Origin of the sequence: Streptomyces plumbidurans, assembly GCF_019857225.1 — a bacterium.
GTDB classification, from domain to species: Bacteria; Actinomycetota; Actinomycetes; order Streptomycetales; family Streptomycetaceae; genus Streptomyces; species Streptomyces plumbidurans.
Genome location: NZ_JAFJSY010000083.1, coordinates 33758 through 51861 on the forward strand (window position 1 = coordinate 33758; position 18104 = coordinate 51861).

The following is an 18104-nucleotide window of genomic DNA, read 5'->3' on the forward strand; positions in this document are numbered from 1 at the left end:
GCGGACGCGCCGGGGCCTTGCGATTGCCCGCGCCGGGCGCCGCCTGCCCCGCCGCGCGGGCGGACGACGCGACCTGTCGGACACCCCCCCGAGCCGCTCCGAACGCTCGGGAAGAGCTGACCCCGCTGCGTCAGCTCTTGAGTTCCGCTGCCACCAGTTCTGCGATCTGTACCGCGTTCAGGGCGGCGCCCTTGCGGAGGTTGTCGTTGGAGATGAAGAGGGCGAGGCCGTTGTCGACGGTCTCGTCCTTGCGGATGCGGCCCACGAAGGCGGGGTCCTGGCCGGCGGCCTGGAGGGGGGTGGGGATGTCGGAGAGGGCGACGCCGGGGGCGCCGGCGAGGAGCTCAGTGGCGCGCTCCGGGGAGATCGGGCGCGCGAAGCGGGCGTTGACCTGGAGGGAGTGACCGGAGAAGACCGGGACGCGGACACAGGTGCCGGAGACCTTGAGGTCCGGGATCTCCAGGATCTTGCGGGACTCGTTGCGCAGCTTCTGCTCCTCGTCGGTCTCGTTCAGACCGTCGTCGACGAGGTTGCCCGCGAAGGGCAGCACGTTGAAGGCGATGGGGCGCCTGTAGACGCCGGGCTCCGGGAAGTCCACGGCCGCGCCGTCGTGGGTCAGCTTGTCCGCGTCGGCGACGACCTTCTGGGCCTGGCCGTGCAGCTCCGCCACGCCCGCGAGCCCCGAACCGGACACCGCCTGGTAGGTGGCGACGACCAGCGCCTCGAGACCGGCCTCGGCGTGCAGCACCTTCAGAACCGGCATCGCGGCCATCGTGGTGCAGTTCGGATTGGCGACGATGCCCTTGGGGCGGTCCGCGACCGCGTGCGGGTTCACCTCGGAGACGACCAGCGGAACCTCGGGGTCCTTGCGCCAGGCGGAGGAGTTGTCGATCACCACGGGCCCCTGCGAGGCCACCTTCTCGGCCAGCGCCTTCGAGGTCGCGCCGCCCGCGGAGAACAGCACGATGTCCAGGCCGGAGTAGTCCGCGCTCGCCGCGTCCTCCACCGTCACGCCGTCCAGCTCCGTCCCCGCCGAGCGGGCCGAGGCGAACAGGCGCAGCTCGCTGACCGGGAATTTCCGCTCCGCGAGGATCCTGCGCATGACCGTGCCGACCTGTCCGGTGGCTCCGACGATTCCGACCCTCACGGCGACTCCCTGTGCGTGTTCATGCCTGGCGGCTACTCGTGTCTGCGGCGTTTCCATGATGCGGCCGACCCGGGTCCGCCTGTCCAATTCTTTGCACTCCATGCCCGAGGAATGGGACGCCGGACGGTGTGACGTCCGCCTCCGGACAGGACTTCCGGGGATCCGGCGAACGTTTCCGTGCGCCCGTGCGTCGTAGAGGAAACGCGGTGAGGGGGTGGCTCGTGCTGCGCAGAAAGGCCCGCCGTGCGCCGGAGGACGATCAGGGTGATCCTCTGGACGCGGCCCAGGAACGCCGGGTGCGGGCGGTGCTCGCGCTGGGCGGTGTGCCGCAGGCGGACCTGCCGGACGGCGTCCAGCAGGTCCGCCTGCGGCTGCTGGAGCGGGCGGCGAAGGGGTACGAGGCACCGCGCGACGTCTCCGCGTGGGCGGCCGTCGTCGCCTCCAACCTGGCCATGGACTGGCACCGCGCCAAGCGCCGGCAGGAGCGGATCGGCGAGCGGCTGGCCTCGCTGAGGCAGCTGGAGCACCCCTCCGGCGAGGACACCAGCGTGCTGTCGCTGTCCGTCGCCCAGGGCCTCGACGAGCTGCCCGACTCCCAGCGCCAGGTCCTCGTCCTGCGCTTCTACGCCGATCTGCCGGTCCGCTCGATCGCCGAGGAGCTGGGCGTCCCGGAGGGCACGGTCAAGAGCCGGCTGCACACGGCGGTACGGGCCCTGCGCGCCCGCCTGCACGAGGACGAGGTGGTGTGACATGACCGCGGAACACGACGGCACCGACGCGCTCATGGCCGCGCTCACCGGCGAGGAACTGTCGCGGGAGGCCCGCGCGGACGCCGCCTTCATGTCCGAGCACCGAGAGGCGGAGGCGGACGTGGCCCTGCTGCGGGAGCAGCTGGGCCTGATCGGGGATGCGCTGGCCCGCGACGAGACGGTGCGGCACACGCCCCCCGCTCCGGTCCGGGCGCCGCGGGACTGGCGCCGGGCCCGTCGGTTCGCCCTCGGCTCCCTGGCCGTGGCCGCCGCCGCGACCGTGCTGGCCGGGATGGGCTGGCTGCTGACGCAGAGCGGCACCGGCGCGAGCGAGGGCGCCGACGCGAGCGCCGGCAAGGCGGCGGCCCCCTCCGCGAGCTCCGCCCTGAGCAGCCCGGGCTACCTCGCCTGCGCGGGTCTGATCGTCGAGGGAGACGTCACGGCGGTCGAGCAGGTGCCCTCGATGGCGGGGCAGGAGCGGATCACCCTGCACGTGACCCGCTCGTACAAGCCGCAGAAGGGCCCGAAGCAGGTGGTCTTCGTGCTCGACCAGGGCCTGACCGACAAGGCCCTGCACAAGGGCGACCATCTCCTGGTGACCCTGCCGCAGCACTCGGACGCTGCGCAGAGCGTGGTCGTCGGCGCGCAGGCGGTCGCCCGCGAACGCGCCGGCCTGATCCGCGCGCTCCCGCAGGCGGCGGGCCTGCGCTGCGGAGGCTGAACGCGCGGCAGGACGCAAAAAAAAAGGGGGCGGGCGCCCGTACGGACGCCCGCCCCGCTCCCGCCGCCCTGACTACGGCGTGACCTTCTCGATCTTCACACTGCCGATGCCCGCGACCGTGCCGCGCGCGTTCACCAGCTGCACCCGGCCGAAGAACTCACGGCCCTCCGGAGCGGCCGCCGCGGCGGTCACGCTGCCGGAGACGGTCGCCGAGTCGCCGGTGCCGAGCTCGACCGGCGCCGACTCGTCGACGGCGACGGTGCCGAGGGACGCGGAGAAGAAGACGTCCCGGTAGTCGTACTCGGTGGAGCCGGACGGCACGGAGTAGCCCGCGACCTCGACCGTGTACGTACCGGCGGCGGGCGAGGCGACGGAGACCGCCTCCTCCGAGTCGCCGTCGGCGGACTGGCCGACGACGTTGCCGTCCTCGTCCTTGACCGTCAGGTCCAGGTCGGCCGCGGTGTCCGAGACCCCGCCGATGGCCACGTCGAGCGAGGTGGCGCCCGCGGGCACCTCGACCGTGCTGGTCTGCGTCTCGCCCTCCTTGATGGACGGACGGGCCGACTTGGCGGAACCGAGCGGACCGCCGACCAGGTGGCCGTCGAGGGCGGCGAAACCGTTGGTCGCCTTCCAGGAGACGGCCGCCGGGGTGCCCACCTCGGCCTCGGGGACCGTCACGGTCTCCGGGTCGAAGGCCGCGCCGTAGACGGCGGCCTCCAGCTTGTACGGGTTGTCGAGCAGCGGCGAGGTGCGGCGCGCCTCGACCTCGACCTCCCACACACCGGGCTGCGGGTCGGCGTAGGAGCGCACGTCCGGCTTGCAGCCGTTGGTGTTGGGGTAGTTGCTGTAGCAGTACGGGGTGCCCGTGTCCTCGACCGGGACGCCGTAGGGGTGGATGGAGATGAAGCGGGTCTGGCTCTTGTCCTTGAGCCCGCCGATCGCGACCTGAAGCGCCTTGGCGCCCTCGGGCACGGTCAGGAAGTACGACTGCGTGCTGTTGCGCTGCACCGTGTTCGACGCGGACCAGGTGTACTTGACCGGCGTCGAGACCACGACGGTGGTCAGGATCTGTTGGTCGACCCCTTCCGTCCTGCGGTCGTCGACCTCGAGAATCGCGCTCTTCAGGCCCGCCGAGCGCGGGTTGGCCTGCACCTTGACGGTGACCGGCTGGTTCAGCGGCAGCTTGACCTCGTCCGGGCCGACGATGCGGAAGGTGTCACCGGCGTTGTTCGCGAAGTGGAGCCGGTGCCGGATCGCCTTGTCCGGGCCGGAGGTGCGGGTGACCGTGATGTCGTACGACTTCTTCTGCCCGGCCTTCAGGCCGCCCTCGCGGTCGTAGAGGCCGGTGCCGAAGCCCGGCGTCTTCAGCGCGAAGTCGAGCGCGGTGTCGACCGGGGCCTTCACGGTGTAGTCGTCGGCGGTCGCGCCGTGGCGGATCGCGTCCCAGGCGTCGACGACGTCGATCAGGCCCGCGCCCTCCTCGTACGCCTGAACTCCCTTGATGTGGTCGGCGGTTGAGGTGAGCGCCGTGCGCAGGCCGGCCGGCGTCAGCTCGATGTGCTTCTGCTTGGCGGCGCTCAGCAGCAGCGCGGACGCGCCCGCGGCCTGCGGGGAGGCCATCGAGGTGCCCTGCAGCATGGAGTAGCCGGCCGGCAGCGAGTAGCCCGCCTCGGCGACCGGGGCGCCCGGCATCCAGGTCTGGGTGGTGTTGATCGCGGCGCCCGGCGCGGACAGGGTCGGCGTGAAGCCGCCGTCCTCACGCGGGCCGCGCGAGGAGAAGGGCATCATCGCGTACCTGGTCCTCACGGCCGAGCCGTAGTTGGCCGCCCAGGTCTCCTTGGAGATGGTCGCGCCGACGGAGATCACCTTGTCGGCGAGGCCGGGGTCGCCGATGGTGTTGGCGCCCGGGCCGGAGTTTCCGGCCGAGATGACCAGCTGCACGCCGTAGGTGTCGATGAGCCGCGTGTACAGCAGGGCGCGCGCGTTGCTGCCGTCGTTGAGGGCGGGCAGGCCGCCGATCGACATGTTGACGATGTCGACGCCCCGGTTGACGACCAGGTCGATCATGCCCTCGGTGAGCGCGACGTTGGTGCAGCCGCCGGTCCAGGTGCAGGCACGGGAGGAGACGATCTGCGCGCCCGGGGCCTCGCCGTTCATCCGGCCGCCGAACAGGCCGTGGGCGGCGGTGATGCCGGCGACATGCGTGCCGTGCTCGGCCTCGATGACGCCGATGTTGACGAAGTCGGCCTTCTTGCCGACCCAGTCGCCGCCGTAGGGGTCCATCGGCACGTCCTTGCGGATCTGCACGACGAACGGCTGGCGCTCCACCACGTCGGTCTTCGGGTCGTCGGTCCCGAAGTAGCCGATCTGGTATCCGTCCTTGTACGGCTTCATCGGCGTGTCGTCGCCGAAGTCGAAGTCGTTGTTCAGGTCCACGCGGACGGTCCCGGCGGCGGGGTCGTACAGGACGCCCCACTTGTCCGTGGTGTCGCCGTCGCGGTTGGCGTCGCCCTTCGCGTCGCCGCCCGCGGTGGCGGACTCGCTGAAGGTGCTGACCTGGTACGAGCCCGCGGGCGCCGTCCAGGTCCGGCCGCCGTACGTGAACGTGGGCCCGGAGACGGCGGTGACCATGGGGCGCCAGGTGGCGTCGCCGTCGACGATCGGGTCGGTCGCCGTCACCCAGTCGACGATCTTCCGCTCGCCGGTGGTGGTCTTCTGCAGCGCCGGGTGTCCGAGGTCGACGCCGGAGTCGAGGATGCCGATGGTGATGCCGCGGCCGTCCGCCTTCGGGTTCCTCTTCACGAAGTCGACGGCGCCCGTCTCGAAGGACGGGTTGTACGGGTTGGCGGCCGGGGTCTTCTTGCCCGGGGCGGGGTAACTCACGCTCCCGGAGCCCGACTTGGCGGAGCCGCCGCTCACGCCCGGGTCGTCCAGCGGTATCTCCTCGCGCAGGTCGATGCCGCGCACGGAGGAGAGCTTCGCGGCGGCGGCGATGGCCGACTCCGCCTTCGAGGTGGGGACGGTGGCGCGGACGTAGCCGAGCTTGTCGTAGGTCCGGCCCACTGAGCCGCCCTTGACCGCGTCCAGTTCGCCGGCGACCTGCTCGGTCTGCCCCGGAGTGGTGGCGATCATCATCGTGACGTTCTTGTCGCCGTCGGCCTTCGCCTCGGCGAGCAGGTCCGCGTCGTTCGAACCGAGCTTGTTCTGCGCGGACTTGACGGTGCCGTCCGAGGGCGCGGGCGGACCGTCGGCGGCGAAGGCCATGGGTATCGGCCCCGCCGCGGAGAGCGCGGCGACGAGACCGGCGGCCACGGCTATGTGGGCCACGCGTCTCGCGCCCGGTATGGGATCGCGCTGGGGGTGGGTCATCGGCATCCCTCGTAGGTGAAGTTCCAGTGCCGGACGAGCGCACAGCTTTACCCAAGGGACAGTTGTTTGGGAAGTGTTGACCGAAACGATATGGACGCATGGGGAAAACCCCCTATGCGCATCAGGTGTTTTGGGGCGTTTCAGGACGCTTTCGAGCGGGCGTAGTGGCGCGAAGCCTTTGCCCGGTTCCCGCAGGACGCCATCGAGCACCAGCGGCGGGTGCCGTTGCGTGAGGTGTCGTAGAAGTGCAGGACGCACGCGTGGCCGGAGCAGGCGCGGATGCGGTCGGGGGCCGCGGAGAGCAGTTCCAGGTAATTGCGTGCGGCGAGCCAGGCCGCGCCCCAGGACGGGTCGTCGAACTCGGGCAGCTCGCCGGGGCCGCCGGAGGTGAGGGTGAGCCGGATGCGGCCGTGCGCGAGGACGGCGTCGACGGCGTCCGCGCCCTCCGCGACCGACCCGTCCACGGCCTTCTTCAGGGCGTCGCGCGCCTGGAGGGTGTGCCGCAGGGTCGTCGCGTCCGCCTCGAACCGCCCGTCGAGTCCGTTCGCGGTGAGCCACACGGCGAGCCCGTCGGTGTCGGTGAGCAGATCCTGGGCGACTCCCTCCCTGTTCCACCGGGTGTTGAGCAGGTCGAGCGCGAGGGGCTCGCCGGTGAGGGGGCGCGGGTCGGGGGCGGTGGGCATCGGGGACTCCTTCCGGGCTAACCCTTGAAGGGTACGTGACTGGTTGACGTGTGCGCATGCTAACCGTTAACCTCAAGAACGACGGTTAAAACGACTGGGGAGAGCCATGACCCTGCACACCGGACACGTCGGCCTGAACGTCACCGATCTCGACCGCTCGCTCGCCTTCTACCGCGACGTCCTGGGCTTCGTCCTCGTGGCCGAGGGCAAGGAGGACGACCGGCGGTACGCGTTCCTCGGCGACGGCGAACGCCTCGTCCTCACCCTCTGGCAGCAGGCGGGCGAGCCGTACGACGGCGGCCGCGCGGGCCTGCATCACCTGGCCCTGGAGGCCGAGTCGATCGAGCGCGTCAGGGAGTACGAGCAGGCGCTGCGGGCGTACGGCGCCGAGTTCGCCCACGAGGGTGTGGTGGCGCACCGCGAGGGCGCGGACTCGGGCGGCATCTTCTTCCACGACCCGGACGGCACCCGCCTGGAGATCTCCGTGCCGAGCGGCGCCCAGGGTGCCCCGGCACCCCATGAGTCGGCCCCGACCTGCGGTTTCTTCTAGCCATGGAGGTCTATCACGCGGGTTCGCGCGCGGTGCAGGACCTGGTCGGCGTGCGCGAGGACGCCGACCACGTGGGCCGGGCGGTCGGCGAGGGGATCAAGCCGGTGGCGGCCGCCTTCCTGGAGCTGCAGCCCCTGCTGGTGCTCGGCGCGGCCGACCCGGCGACCGGCGCGGTCTGGGCGTCACCGCTGACCGGGGCCCCCGGTTTCGTACGGGCGACGGGCCCGCGGCAGATGTCGGTGACGGGCGGCGTCCCGCCCACCGACCCCCTGGCGACGGCCCTGGCGACGGCCCTGGCGACGGAGGGCACCCAGGTGGCCACCATCGCCCTGGACCCCCGCACCCGCCGCCGGATGCGCCTCAACGGCCGGCTGCGGCCGACCGCGCGCGGGTTCGCGGTGACGGCGGAGCGGGTGTTCTCGAACTGCCCCCGGTACATCCAGCGGCGCCAGTCGTACGAGGTGGTCGCGGACCGCAGCTCGGGACAGGCCCGGCGCGGCAGTGAACTCACCGACGTCCAGCGCGAGTTCGTCGAGTCCGTCGACACCTTCTTCATCGCCACCGTCCACGGGGGCGAGGTCGAGGTGAGCCACAAGGGCGGCAACCCCGGCTTCCTGCAGGCGAGTTCCCCGCACGAGCTGACCTGGCGGGACTACCCCGGCAACGCCATGTTCCTGACCCTGGGCAACATCGCCCTGGACCCGCGCGCCGGGCTGCTGTTCGTCGACTGGTCGACGGGCACGGTGCTGCAACTGACGGGCGAGGCGCGCACGGAGTTCGGCGAGGACGCCGAGCGCCGGGTGCGGTTCACGGTGCGGGAGGTCGTGGAGACCCCCGCGGCGGTTCCGCTGCGCTGGTCGGCGCCCGAATACTCACCTGCCAATCCGGCATCGGCGGACTAACGTCCCCTCGTGCGCGAGACATTGAGGGTGGCGGCCTACGCCATGTGCATCCGCGACGATCAGGTCCTGCTGGCCCGCTGGATCGACAAGCAGGGCCGCCCCGAATGGACCCTGCCCGGCGGCGGCATGGAACACGGCGAGGACCCCTACGACACGGTGCTGCGCGAGGTGGAGGAGGAGACCGGCTACCTCGTCGAGATCACCGGCCTGCTCGGCGTGAACTCCAGGAACGTCACCACCTCGCGGCGCTTCCGCCGCACCGTCCACCACCACGGCGTACGGCTCGTCTACGAGGCCCGGGTGACCGGCGGCGAACTGCGCCACGAGGTCGGCGGCTCGACCGACATGGCGGCCTGGCATCCGCTGGCGGAGGTGCCCGGACTGCGCCGGGTCGGCCTGGTCGACATCGGGTTGCAGCTGTGGCGGGAGCGACCGGTCACGGGGAGGGCGACGGTGCCGGGCCAGGAGTGACCGGCGTCACTCGCAGACTCCCTGAACTGCTCCCAGTACCCCGAAAGATGAACACGGAGTGACCGACTCCGGGCCGCGTGACGAGCGGTCGTGGGCGCGGAGGGTGGCCCAAGATCCACGTACGGTGATCGGTGTTGCGCGTTGCCGTCTCGTTCACGCGCAGGTCATTCCCGGTGCCAAGCATCCAGAGCGAGCGGGATGTTCGCGACAGCGACCGCCCGCGACCACTGCCGACGCGTTCGCACTCGGGGAGACCGCGCCATGTCGCGCATACGCTCTGTCGCCGCCAGCATCCCGGCGGTCAACCGCCGTACCGTCCTCGCCGCCACCGGAGCGGCCGCCGTCTCCGCGGGCGTCGGTTACGCCCTGCGGCCGACCGACAGCCAGGCCGCCACCACCGCGCCCACACAGGCGACCCGGGTGGTGGCGCAGTCCCGCAGGGCCCCGGCCGCCCCCCTCGCCCCGTACACCAAGGGCACCACCCTCGCGAGCGTCGCCACTCCGCGCTCCGGCACCGGCTACCGCCGCCTCGGCGACGGTGCGGGCTGGTCCCGGGTGGTGCGCGGCGAGCTGGCCGCCGCCAAGTCGGGCCGCGCCGGGCGCCGTACCGCGCTCGCCGCGTTCGTGCAGCTCACCGACCTGCATCTGATCGACGCCCAGCACCCGCTGCGCCTGGAGTACCTGCGCTCCACCGACAAGCACGCCTGGCGCCCGCACGAGGCGCTGACCGTGCACGGGGCGATCTCCCTGGTCGAGCGGATCAACGCGCTGCGCGGGGCCCCCGTCACCGGCTCCGCACTGCACTTCGCGATGACCACCGGCGACAACACGGACAACAACGCGAAGTCCGAGCTGGAGTGGTTCCTGAAGATCATGAGCGGCGGGCGGTTCACGCCCAACACGGGCGACCCGCGCCACTACGAGGGCGTGCAGAACAGCGGCCTCAAGACCTACTGGCAGCCCGACTCCACCGTGCGCGACGGCGACAAGCAGCTCGGCTTCCCGCACCTTCAGGGCTATCTGGCCGCCGCGATCCGCGAGGTGCGCAGCCCCGGCCTCAACCTGCCCTGGTACTCCACGGTCGGCAACCACGACGCCATGCCGCTGGGCTGCTACGGCCACGGCGACTCCTGGCTCGCCGAGTACGCGGTCGGCGGCAGGAAGCTGATGTCGCTGTCCGCGTCCGAGGCGAAGCGGCTGCAGGACCACATCAAGGCCGGCAACGACCCCAAGGGCCTCGCCTTCCGGGACCTGCTGAAGGCCCACACCCGGAACATGCGCCCGGTCACGGCGGACGAGCAGCGCGCGCCGTACACCCCGGCCGAGTTTCTCAAGGCCCACCTCGACCCGGCCCACCGCGGCCTCGGCCCGGTCGGCCACGGCTACTCCAGCGCCAACCTCGCGGCGGGCACGCAGTACTACACCTTCCGCATCGCCGACGACGTCGTGGGCATCAGCCTCGACACCACCGACCCGGGCGGCCACTACGAGGGCTCCATCGGGACGGCCCAGCTCAACTGGCTGGACAAGCAACTGAAGGACAACAAGGACTCGTACGTCGTCGTCTTCAGCCACCACACCAGCAAAACGATGACGAACACGGGCCACGCCGACCCGGCCCGCCCGAACGAGCGCCGCCACAACGGCCAGGACGTGATCGCCACCCTCGGCCGCCACCGCAACGTGCTCGCCTGGGTGAACGGCCACATCCACCGCAACGACATCACCGCGCACTCGACCTCGGCCGGCGGCTCCTTCTGGGAGATCTCCACGGCGTCCCACGTGGACTACCCCCAGCTCGCCCGGGTCATCGAGCTGACGGACAACAAGGACGGCACGATCTCCCTGTTCACCACCCTGGTGGAGTCCGCCGCCCCGCACCGCACGGACTTCTCCGACCTGACCCAGACGGGCCTCGCGGCCCTGTACCGCGAGCTGTCGTACAACGCGCCGGGCGCGAGCACGACCCTGGGCGGCGCCGCGCACGACCGCAACACGGAGCTGCTGCTGAAGAAGGGCTGAAAGCCGCCCAACCGGCCCGCGGTGTGTCAACCTCGCTGCCAAGGGCCGGGTCTGATCTCCCGTCCGAGCTCCGTGCACAGTGAGATGGGGGAGACGAGAGATGAACACAGGCGTCCGTACGACTCTGATGGCGGCGACGGCCGTGGCGCTGTCCGCGGCCCTGGCGGGACCCGCGCTCGCCGCCGCGCCCGCGCGCGGCACCACCGGTCACGACACGACCAGGCAGGCCGTCGAGGCCCTGGTGAAGGAGGGCGTGCCCGGGGTGACGCTCACCGCGAGAGAAGGTCACGGCAGCTGGTCGACGACCGCGGGTGTGGGCAACCTCCGTACGAAGGCGCCCCGTTCGGCCGTCGACCGCTACCGCGTCGGCAGCATCACCAAGACCTTCGTGTCCACCGTGCTCCTCCAACTGGAGGCGGAGGAACGGCTGTCGCTGGACGACACCGTGGACAAGTGGCTGCCGGGCAAGGTCCGGGGCCACGGCCACGACGGTCGCGCGATCACGCTCCGCATGCTCCTCAACCACACCAGCGGTGTCTTCAACTACACCGCCGACGAGGACTTCGGCCGCACCTACTTCCTCAAGGACGGCTTCTTCAAGCATCGTTACGACCGCACATCCCCCGCGGACCTGTTGGCGATCGCGATGTCCCACAAGCCGGACTTCGCGCCGGGCACCTCGTGGAACTACTCCAACACCAACTACCTGCTGGCCGCGTTGGTGATCGAGAAGGTCACGGGCCGTCCCTACGGCGCCGAGATCCGCGACCGGATCATCGAGCCCCTGCACCTGAGCGCCACCTCGGTCCCCGGCACCCGCGTCACCGTCCCGCGGCCCAGCAGCCGCGCCTACTCCAAGCTCGCGGAGACGGCCACCGGCCCGACGTACGACGTCACCACCCTGAACCCCGCCATCGCCTACGGATCCGGCGAGATGATCTCGGACTCCGCCGACCTCGACCGCTTCTACTCGGCCCTGCTCCGCGGGCGTCTCCTTCCGCCCCACCAGCTCAAGGAGATGAAGACCACGGTGCCGATCGAGGGCGCGCCGAACGTCCGCTACGGGCTGGGCCTGATCGACCGCACCCTCTCCTGCGGTGTGCACGTCTGGGGCCACGACGGCGGCATCCACGGCTCCTCGTCCGACGCGGCCACCTCCGCGGACGGCCGGCACTCCGTGGCGCTCAACCTCAACGGCGACTGGACGGGCGACACCACCACGGTGCTCGACGCGGAGTTCTGCGGAAGCTGAGCACGAGCCGGAAGCCGTGCACGAGGAGGGGCCGCCCGGTCGTCCGCCCGGCGGCCCCTCCTCTCCCCTCCTGATACCGCCCCGGTCCGTCACTACCGCGGCAGCACCACGACATACGCGGCGGGTTCCCGGTCGCCGGACGCCATCAGCGCCGTGCGGACGATCGCCGCCTGCTGCTCCATCGACTCGCGCAGCTTCCTGGGCGTGAGGTGCACGACCGTGATGCCGAGCCGCTCCAAGTGCTCGCGCTTGCGGGCGTATTCGGACCACAGCGCGTCATCCTCCTGCGGAAGGCCGGGCCGCGGCGCCCGGGTGTCCAGCTCCACGGCCACCGCCTGCTCGGGCCAGTAGGCGTCCAGGCCGCCGAGGTGGGGGCCGCCGGGCAGCCGCAGGTCGACGTTCCAGACCGGGTCGGGCAGGCCGTACTCCTGGACCATTCGGTACAGCCGGTCCTCCGCGATCGCGCGGCCCTCTGCCAGCAGCGAGTCCACCGCGTCCACCACGTGCGGGCGGCTCAGCAGCTTCGCCTGGGTCAACGCCCGTACCACCGAGGCCGGTTCGCAGTGGCCGCCGCGCACCGCCTCCGTCAGCAGCCGGCGCACCGTGGAGGCGTCCGCCAGCTCCGCGACCGCGTCGGCCAGGGCGCGGGCCACCGGCGCGACCGGAACTCCCGTCACCGGCTCGGGAGTCGGCAGGGCCGGGGTGCGCACGATGCGCGCGCAGCCCGCCGAGCGCAGCCGGCGCAGCCGGGGCACCAGCACGTCGATCTTCTCCAGCGACAGCAGCGGCGGCGCGGAGGTGAAGCCGTACAGCGCGAGGGCCGCGAGGCCGGTGATCATGGCCTCCGCGTAGACGGGCCGGTGCGGCGCGTCCGGGCCGGGCTGCGCCGGCACCCCCGGCGCCGACTCGCGCGAGGCGTACATCAGCACGGCGTGCAGCCGCTCCTCGCTGGTCGGCGGGCCCGGGTGGAGCAGGAAGACGCCCGGCAGGAGCTGCTGCCAGGAGCCGCCCGAGCGGCACTGTTCGTTCATCTCCGCCGACGAGACGCCGTGCGCCCGCAGTTGAGCCGTCGTCAGCACGCGGCGGTGCACGTCGGCGAGGTGGCGCAGGGGGCGGGGGGAGGCCGGGGGGAGCGGGGTGTTGTGGTTCATGACTCGGAATGTCCCGCGTCGGGCCCGCGCTTTAACCGCTGTTACAGGCTCGTCGACAAAGGCGGACAAGGCAGCACTAAAGGACGCGTGTTCGGATGCCGATAGGGCACGGAAAACCCCTGGTCCAATCGGGTTGGACCAGGGGTTACGGGTGTTATTGACCGGATTCCGTAACGGTCACCGGCGGCTCAGTCGTTGGCCAAAGCTTGGGCTCGCAGGGCCCGCGCCAGATCGTCCCGTGCCTCCAGCACCAACCGGCGCAGCGCGGGCGCGGCCCCCTCATGGGCGGCCAGCCACGCGTCCGTCGCCTCCAGCGTCGCGGGGGAGTCCTGCAGCGCCGGGAACAGGCCCCGCACCACGTCCATGCCGATCTGGATGGACCGCTCGGTCCAGATCCGCTCGATCACCTCGAAGTACCGGGCCGCGTACGGCGCGAGCAGCTCCCGCTGCGAGGCCTGCGCGAAGCCCGCGATCGTCGCCTCCACCAGGGCGTTGGACAGCGCGTCGGACTCCACGACCTGCGCCCACGCCTGCGCCTTCACCGCAGCCGAGGGCCGGGCGGCCAGGCAGCGGACCTGGTGGCGCTTGCCCGACGCCGTGTCGTCGCGGGCCAGTTCGGCCGCAAGTACCGCCTCGTCCACCGCGCCGTGCGCGGCGAGCGGCTCCAGGAACGTCCAGCGCAGCTCCTGGTCGACCTTGAGCCCCTCGATCTTCTCCGTGCCCTCCAGCAGGCCCCGCAGCAGCCGCAGATCGTCGGGCGCCGACGCCACCGTCGCGTAGAACCGCGCCCACGCCAGCTGCTGCTCGCTGCCCGGCTCGCAGGCCCGCAGGTCGCGCAGCGCGGTGCGGGCCAGCAGCTCCTCGCCGCGCGGCCGCCGCGAGGCGGGGGAGTAGTGGGTGAGCGCCGAGCCCGCCCAGGCGTGCAGCATCTGCAGCACACCGATGTCGGACTCGCGCCGCCCGAACCGCACCACCAGGTCGATGAAGCCGGACGCGGGCAGCAGCGCGTCCCGCGTCATGTTCCACAGCGCCGACCAGCACAGGGCGCGCGCCAGCGGGTCCTCGATCGCGCCCAGGTGCTCGCGCAGCGTGGCGAGGGAGGTGTCGTCGAAGCGGATCTTGCAGTACGTCAGGTCGTCGTCGTTGACCAGCACCAGCTCGGGCGCCTGCGCGCCGGCCAGTTCCGTCACGACCGTGCGAGGGCCGTCGACGTCCACCTCGGCGCGCGCGTAGCGCACGAGACGGCCGTCCTCGCGGCGGTAGAGCCCCACCGCCACGCGGTGCGGCCGCAGTTCGGGGTGCGACTCGGCGGCCTCCTGCACCACCGCCAGCTCGTCCACGCGGCCCTCGGCGTCCAACAGCACCTGCGGCGTCAGGGAGTTGACGCCCGCCGTCTGCAGCCAGCCGCGCGCCCAGGTGCCCATGTCGCGCCCGCTGGTCTCCTCCAGCACCGACAGCAGGTCACCCAGGCGCGTGTTGCCGTAGGCGTGCCGCTTGAAGTAGCGGCGGGCGCCCTCCAGGAACGCGTCCTGGCCGACGTAGGCCACCAGCTGCTTCAGCACCGAGGCGCCCTTGGCGTAGGTGATGCCGTCGAAGTTGAGCTTGGCGTCCTGCAGGTCGCGGATGTCGGCGGTGATGGGGTGCGTGGAGGGCAGCTGGTCGGCGCGGTAGGCCCAGGACTTGCGGCGGTTGGCGAAGGTGATCCAGCCGTCGGTGAAGCGGGTCGCGCCGACCAGCGAGAAGGCGCCCATGAAGTCCGCGAAGGACTCCTTGAGCCACAGGTCGTCCCACCACTCCATGGTGACCAGGTCACCGAACCACATGTGCGCCATCTCGTGCAGGATGACGTTCGCCCGGCCCTCGTACGACGCCCGCGTCACCTTGCCGCGGAAGATGAACTCCTCGCGGAACGTGACCAGTCCGGGGTTCTCCATAGCGCCGAGGTTGTACTCCGGGACGAACGCCTGGTCGTACTTGCCGAAGGGGTACGGGTAGTCGAAGTGGTCGTGGAAGAAGTCCAGGCCCTGCTTGGTGACGAGGAAGACGTCGTCGGAGTCGAAGTAGGGCGCGAGGCCCTTGCGGCACAGGGCGCCGAGCGGGATCCGGAGCTTCGTGCCGTCCTCGAAGGTCCGCTCGTAGGAGTCCGTCACGTAGTGGTACGGGCCCGCCGTCACGCAGGTGATGTACGTCGAGATGGGCTTCGTCTCCGCGAACCGCCACACCCCGTCGGTGAGCTCACCGGCGCCGTTGCTCCACACCGTCCAGCCCTCGGGGGCGCGCACCTCGAAGCGGAACGGGGCCTTGAGGTCGGGCTGCTCGAAGTTGGCGAAGACGCGGCGGGAGTCGGCGGGCTCGTACTGGGTGTACAGGTACACCTCGCCGTCCTCGGGGTCGACGAAGCGGTGCAGCCCCTCGCCGGTGCGTGAGTAGGCGCACTGCGCGTCCACGACCAGCTCGTTCTCCGCGGCCAGGTCCTCCAGGAGGATGCGGGAGCCGTCGAAGACCTGGCCGGGGTCGAGATCGCGGCCATTCAGTGAGACGGAGGTCACACTCGGGGCGATCAGGTCGGCGAAGGAGGCGGCGCCGGGCTCGTTGCTGCGGAAGCGGATCGTGGTGACGGAGCGGAAGGTGCGCGGTCCGTCGCCGTCGTGCTCGCCCACCGCCGAACGCAGGTCCAGGGCGACCTCGTACCCGTCGACGGACAGCAGGGCGGCCCGCTCCCGGGCCTCGTCACGGGTCAGATTCTCACCGGGCACGGGCGGTACTCCCTCGGCTGCTGTTCGGCATGTGGACAGGGCCGATCCTGCCATGTGCTCCTGACAGTGAGCACCCGGGAATCGGGTGGTCATCCGGGAATGGGGTGGATGATGACCGGTGTTGTTCGTTGAACACGACACTTTTCGAGGAGAGCCATGTCCGAGACCGCGACCACCTCCGGCAAGACCCCCGTCGACTTCTGGTTCGACCCGCTGTGCCCCTGGGCCTGGATGACCTCCCGATGGGTGCTCGAAGTGGAGAAGGTCCGGGACATCGAGGTGCGCTGGCACATCATGAGCCTGGCGGTGCTCAACGAGGACAAGCTGGACACGCTGCCCGAGGAGTACCGGGACATGCTGGAGACCAAGGCGTGGAAGCCGGCGCGCGTGGTGACCGCCGCCTGGCAGAAGCACGGCGCCGACGTCCTCGGCCCGCTCTACACCGCGCTCGGCACCCGCTTCCACAACAACGGCGAGGGCCCCACCACCGAGGCCATCGCCGGTGCCCTGGCCGACGCCGGTCTGCCCGCCGACCTCATCGACTACGCCGACCAGAAGGACTTCGAGTTCGACGCCGAACTGCGCGCCTCCCACAAGGAGGGCATCGACAAGGTCGGCCAGGAGGTCGGCACCCCCGTCATCGCCGTGCCCGGCGCGGACGGCGAGCAGATCGCCTTCTTCGGCCCGGTCGTCACCCCGGCCCCCAAGGGCGAGGACGCCGCCAAGCTCTGGGACGGCACCCTCGCGGTCGCCTCGATCCCGGGCTTCTACGAGATCAAGCGCACCCGCACGGTGGGCCCGGACTTCAGCAACCTGTAAAAACGGCTCACTCGGGCGGCGGGAGAGTTCCCCCGACCTGGTAGTTCCCCCGCTGCTGCCACCGCCGGCAGTTCTTGTTGGTGCAGCGCAGGAGAGAGTTCTCGCTGACGTGCTTCGGTACGTCGGGCCGGGCCTGCTCCTTCTCCTTCTCGGTGAGCTCGCGGAACTCCTGCATCTGATGGCCGCAGTTCGGGCAGCGCTTGGACACCATGTGACCCCCCTGAATGTCGTGACCGGAGCGTAGGTCCGCGTATGGCGGCCGCGGCAGCCCGGAATCCGTCCCACCAGGGCGGATTCCGGACGTCACTTCGTGGTGGTCTCCTCCCCGCGGAAACCCTCGGGGAGGAGGTCGCCCTGCCCTCTGTTCAGGTACGGCTGGTACCAGAGGCACTTCTCGGCGGTGCAGCGCCAGAGGTTGCCGACGAAGAAGCGGGGGCCCCTTTTCTCGCGGACGGCGGCCTTCTCCGCGGCGTTGAGCCGACGGAACCTCTGTCTGCTGCGACAGGTCGGGCACTCCCGCTCGATCTCGGTCATCAACCCCTCCTCGCGATCACCGCCAGGTCCGGGAAGTCGGTCACGACCGCGTCGACTCCCTGGCGGTAGTACAGCGCGTACTCCGCGAAGGCGTCACCGAAATCGTCGGGTCCGCTCCCGCGGCGCAGCTCCGGGGGGAGGAACTGGTTCTCGGCGCGGAAGGTGTACGGCCCCACCCGCAGGCCCGCCGCATGGGCGTCAGCGAGCAGGGACGTGCCGGTCAGGGAGGTTTTGTCCGGGCCGATCCAGTCCGCGTAGCCGGCGATCCGGGCGAGGCCGGCCGGCGTCATCATGTCCTGGTAGGTCGTCGACGGCAGGTCGTACGGGCCGCCCGTCGTGCCCAGCGCCTGCCACAGGGGGACCCCGAGCCGCGCGGCGGCGACCCGTCGCAGGCTCGTCGGCTCGAAGGACTGCACGACGCACTCGCGCGGGCCGAGCCGGTTGCGGCGGATCAGCCGGACCAGCTCCGGCTCCAGCTCCAGGCCGATCGAGCGGAAGTACGTGGGGTGCTTGGTCTCCGGGAAGACGGCGACGGTGCGGCCGTACGTCCGCGACAGCCGCCGCGCCAGGTCCACCACCTCCTGAAAGGTGAGGATCTGCTCGCGGCCGTCGAAGACGGTGTTGCGGTTGCGCACCTCGGGCAGCCGTTCCACCGCGCGCAGCGTCTTGAGCTCGGCGAGCGTGAAGTCCTCCGTGAACCAGCCCGTCACCGCCGTCCCGTCCACCGTCTTCGTCGTCCGGCGCCCCGCGAACTCCGGGTGCGCGGCCACGTCCGTGGTCTGCGAGATGTCGTTCTCGTGCCGCACCACCAGCACATGGTCCCTGGTGGGGACGAGGTCCGGCTCGATCCAGTCGGCGCCGGTCTGCACCCCGTAGGTGTAGGCCGCCGCCGTGTGCTCGGGGCGCCAGCCGGCCGCGCCCCGGTGACCGATGACCAGCGGGCCGCCGCGAGAGCCCTGCGCCGCGTGCGCGGGCACC

Annotated in this window: 16 protein-coding genes; 8 read left to right on the top strand and 8 right to left on the bottom strand. The window is 71.3% G+C overall.

Annotated features, from left to right (window positions below; all coding sequences use genetic code 11):
* Positions 1-130: 130 nt before the first annotated feature.
* Positions 131-1147, bottom strand: coding sequence for an aspartate-semialdehyde dehydrogenase (locus JYK17_RS34035; protein WP_222811884.1), 1017 nt, complete (start codon positions 1145-1147; stop codon positions 131-133).
* A 221-nt stretch (positions 1148-1368) separates the two neighbouring features.
* On the opposite strand from JYK17_RS34035, the gene JYK17_RS34040 reads away from it, so the two are divergent.
* Both JYK17_RS34040 and JYK17_RS34045 read left to right on the top strand, forming a co-directional pair.
* Positions 1369-1896 carry a sigma-70 family RNA polymerase sigma factor gene (locus JYK17_RS34040; RefSeq protein WP_108014718.1) on the top strand — a complete coding sequence of 176 codons (528 nt, stop codon included), beginning with the start codon at positions 1369-1371 and terminating at the stop codon, positions 1894-1896.
* A gap of 1 nt (position 1897) precedes the next feature.
* Positions 1898-2617, top strand: coding sequence for a hypothetical protein (locus JYK17_RS34045; protein WP_108014717.1), 720 nt, complete (start codon positions 1898-1900; stop codon positions 2615-2617).
* 72 nt (positions 2618-2689) lie between these two features.
* Here JYK17_RS34045 and JYK17_RS34050 read toward each other — a convergent pair whose 3' ends face one another.
* Together JYK17_RS34050 and JYK17_RS34055 are read right to left on the bottom strand one after the other, a co-directional pair.
* A complete protein-coding gene (locus JYK17_RS34050; protein WP_222811885.1) occupies positions 2690-5986 on the bottom strand; it encodes a S8 family serine peptidase in 3297 nt (1098 codons plus the stop codon).
* 140 nt (positions 5987-6126) lie between these two features.
* Entirely contained in the window at positions 6127-6669 is a 543-nt protein-coding gene (locus JYK17_RS34055; protein ID WP_108014716.1) for a CGNR zinc finger domain-containing protein, read from the bottom strand.
* Between the two features lie 106 nt (positions 6670-6775).
* On the opposite strand from JYK17_RS34055, the gene JYK17_RS34060 reads away from it, so the two are divergent.
* The 5 genes from JYK17_RS34060 (at position 6776) to JYK17_RS34080 (ending at position 11866) form a co-directional block, all read left to right on the top strand.
* Positions 6776-7219, top strand: coding sequence for a VOC family protein (locus JYK17_RS34060; protein WP_108014715.1), 444 nt, complete (start codon positions 6776-6778; stop codon positions 7217-7219).
* Positions 7220-7221: 2 nt separating this feature from the next.
* Entirely contained in the window at positions 7222-8121 is a 900-nt protein-coding gene (locus JYK17_RS34065) for a pyridoxamine 5'-phosphate oxidase family protein (RefSeq protein ID WP_222811886.1), read from the top strand.
* A gap of 9 nt (positions 8122-8130) precedes the next feature.
* The gene (locus JYK17_RS34070) at positions 8131-8592 is read left to right on the top strand and encodes an NUDIX hydrolase (protein WP_108014713.1); all 462 of its coding nucleotides are present in this window, start codon (positions 8131-8133) and stop codon (positions 8590-8592) included.
* Between the two features lie 261 nt (positions 8593-8853).
* Positions 8854-10614, top strand: coding sequence for a TIGR03767 family metallophosphoesterase (locus JYK17_RS34075; protein ID WP_222811887.1), 1761 nt, complete (start codon positions 8854-8856; stop codon positions 10612-10614).
* 100 nt (positions 10615-10714) lie between these two features.
* Positions 10715-11866 (top strand): serine hydrolase domain-containing protein, encoded by a 1152-nt coding sequence (locus JYK17_RS34080; protein WP_234547812.1) that lies wholly within the window; start codon positions 10715-10717, stop codon positions 11864-11866.
* A 92-nt stretch (positions 11867-11958) separates the two neighbouring features.
* Here the strand turns inward: JYK17_RS34080 and JYK17_RS34085 are convergent, their stop codons facing one another.
* Together JYK17_RS34085 and pepN are read right to left on the bottom strand one after the other, a co-directional pair.
* Entirely contained in the window at positions 11959-13017 is a 1059-nt protein-coding gene (locus tag JYK17_RS34085) for a hypothetical protein (protein ID WP_222811888.1), read from the bottom strand.
* Between the two features lie 188 nt (positions 13018-13205).
* Positions 13206-15773: an aminopeptidase N gene (gene pepN / locus JYK17_RS34090; RefSeq protein WP_222811889.1), complete on the bottom strand. Its 2568-nt coding sequence runs from the start codon at positions 15771-15773 to the stop codon at positions 13206-13208.
* A 156-nt stretch (positions 15774-15929) separates the two neighbouring features.
* Here pepN and JYK17_RS34095 point away from each other — a divergent pair, with 156 nt between their 5' ends.
* Positions 15930-16592 carry a mycothiol-dependent nitroreductase Rv2466c family protein gene (locus tag JYK17_RS34095; protein WP_108014708.1) on the top strand — a complete coding sequence of 221 codons (663 nt, stop codon included), beginning with the start codon at positions 15930-15932 and terminating at the stop codon, positions 16590-16592.
* 7 nt (positions 16593-16599) lie between these two features.
* Here JYK17_RS34095 and JYK17_RS34100 read toward each other — a convergent pair whose 3' ends face one another.
* The 3 genes from JYK17_RS34100 to JYK17_RS34110 form a co-directional block, all read right to left on the bottom strand.
* Positions 16600-16803, bottom strand: coding sequence for a hypothetical protein (locus JYK17_RS34100; RefSeq protein ID WP_128802909.1), 204 nt, complete (start codon positions 16801-16803; stop codon positions 16600-16602).
* 92 nt (positions 16804-16895) lie between these two features.
* A complete protein-coding gene (locus JYK17_RS34105; RefSeq protein WP_108014707.1) occupies positions 16896-17126 on the bottom strand; it encodes a hypothetical protein in 231 nt (76 codons plus the stop codon).
* Complete coding sequence (locus JYK17_RS34110; protein ID WP_308011729.1) at positions 17126-18103, bottom strand: glycerophosphodiester phosphodiesterase family protein; 978 nt, start codon at positions 18101-18103, stop codon at positions 17126-17128. The genes JYK17_RS34105 and JYK17_RS34110 overlap by 1 nt, the downstream gene beginning before the upstream one ends.
* Position 18104 lies beyond the last annotated feature (1 nt).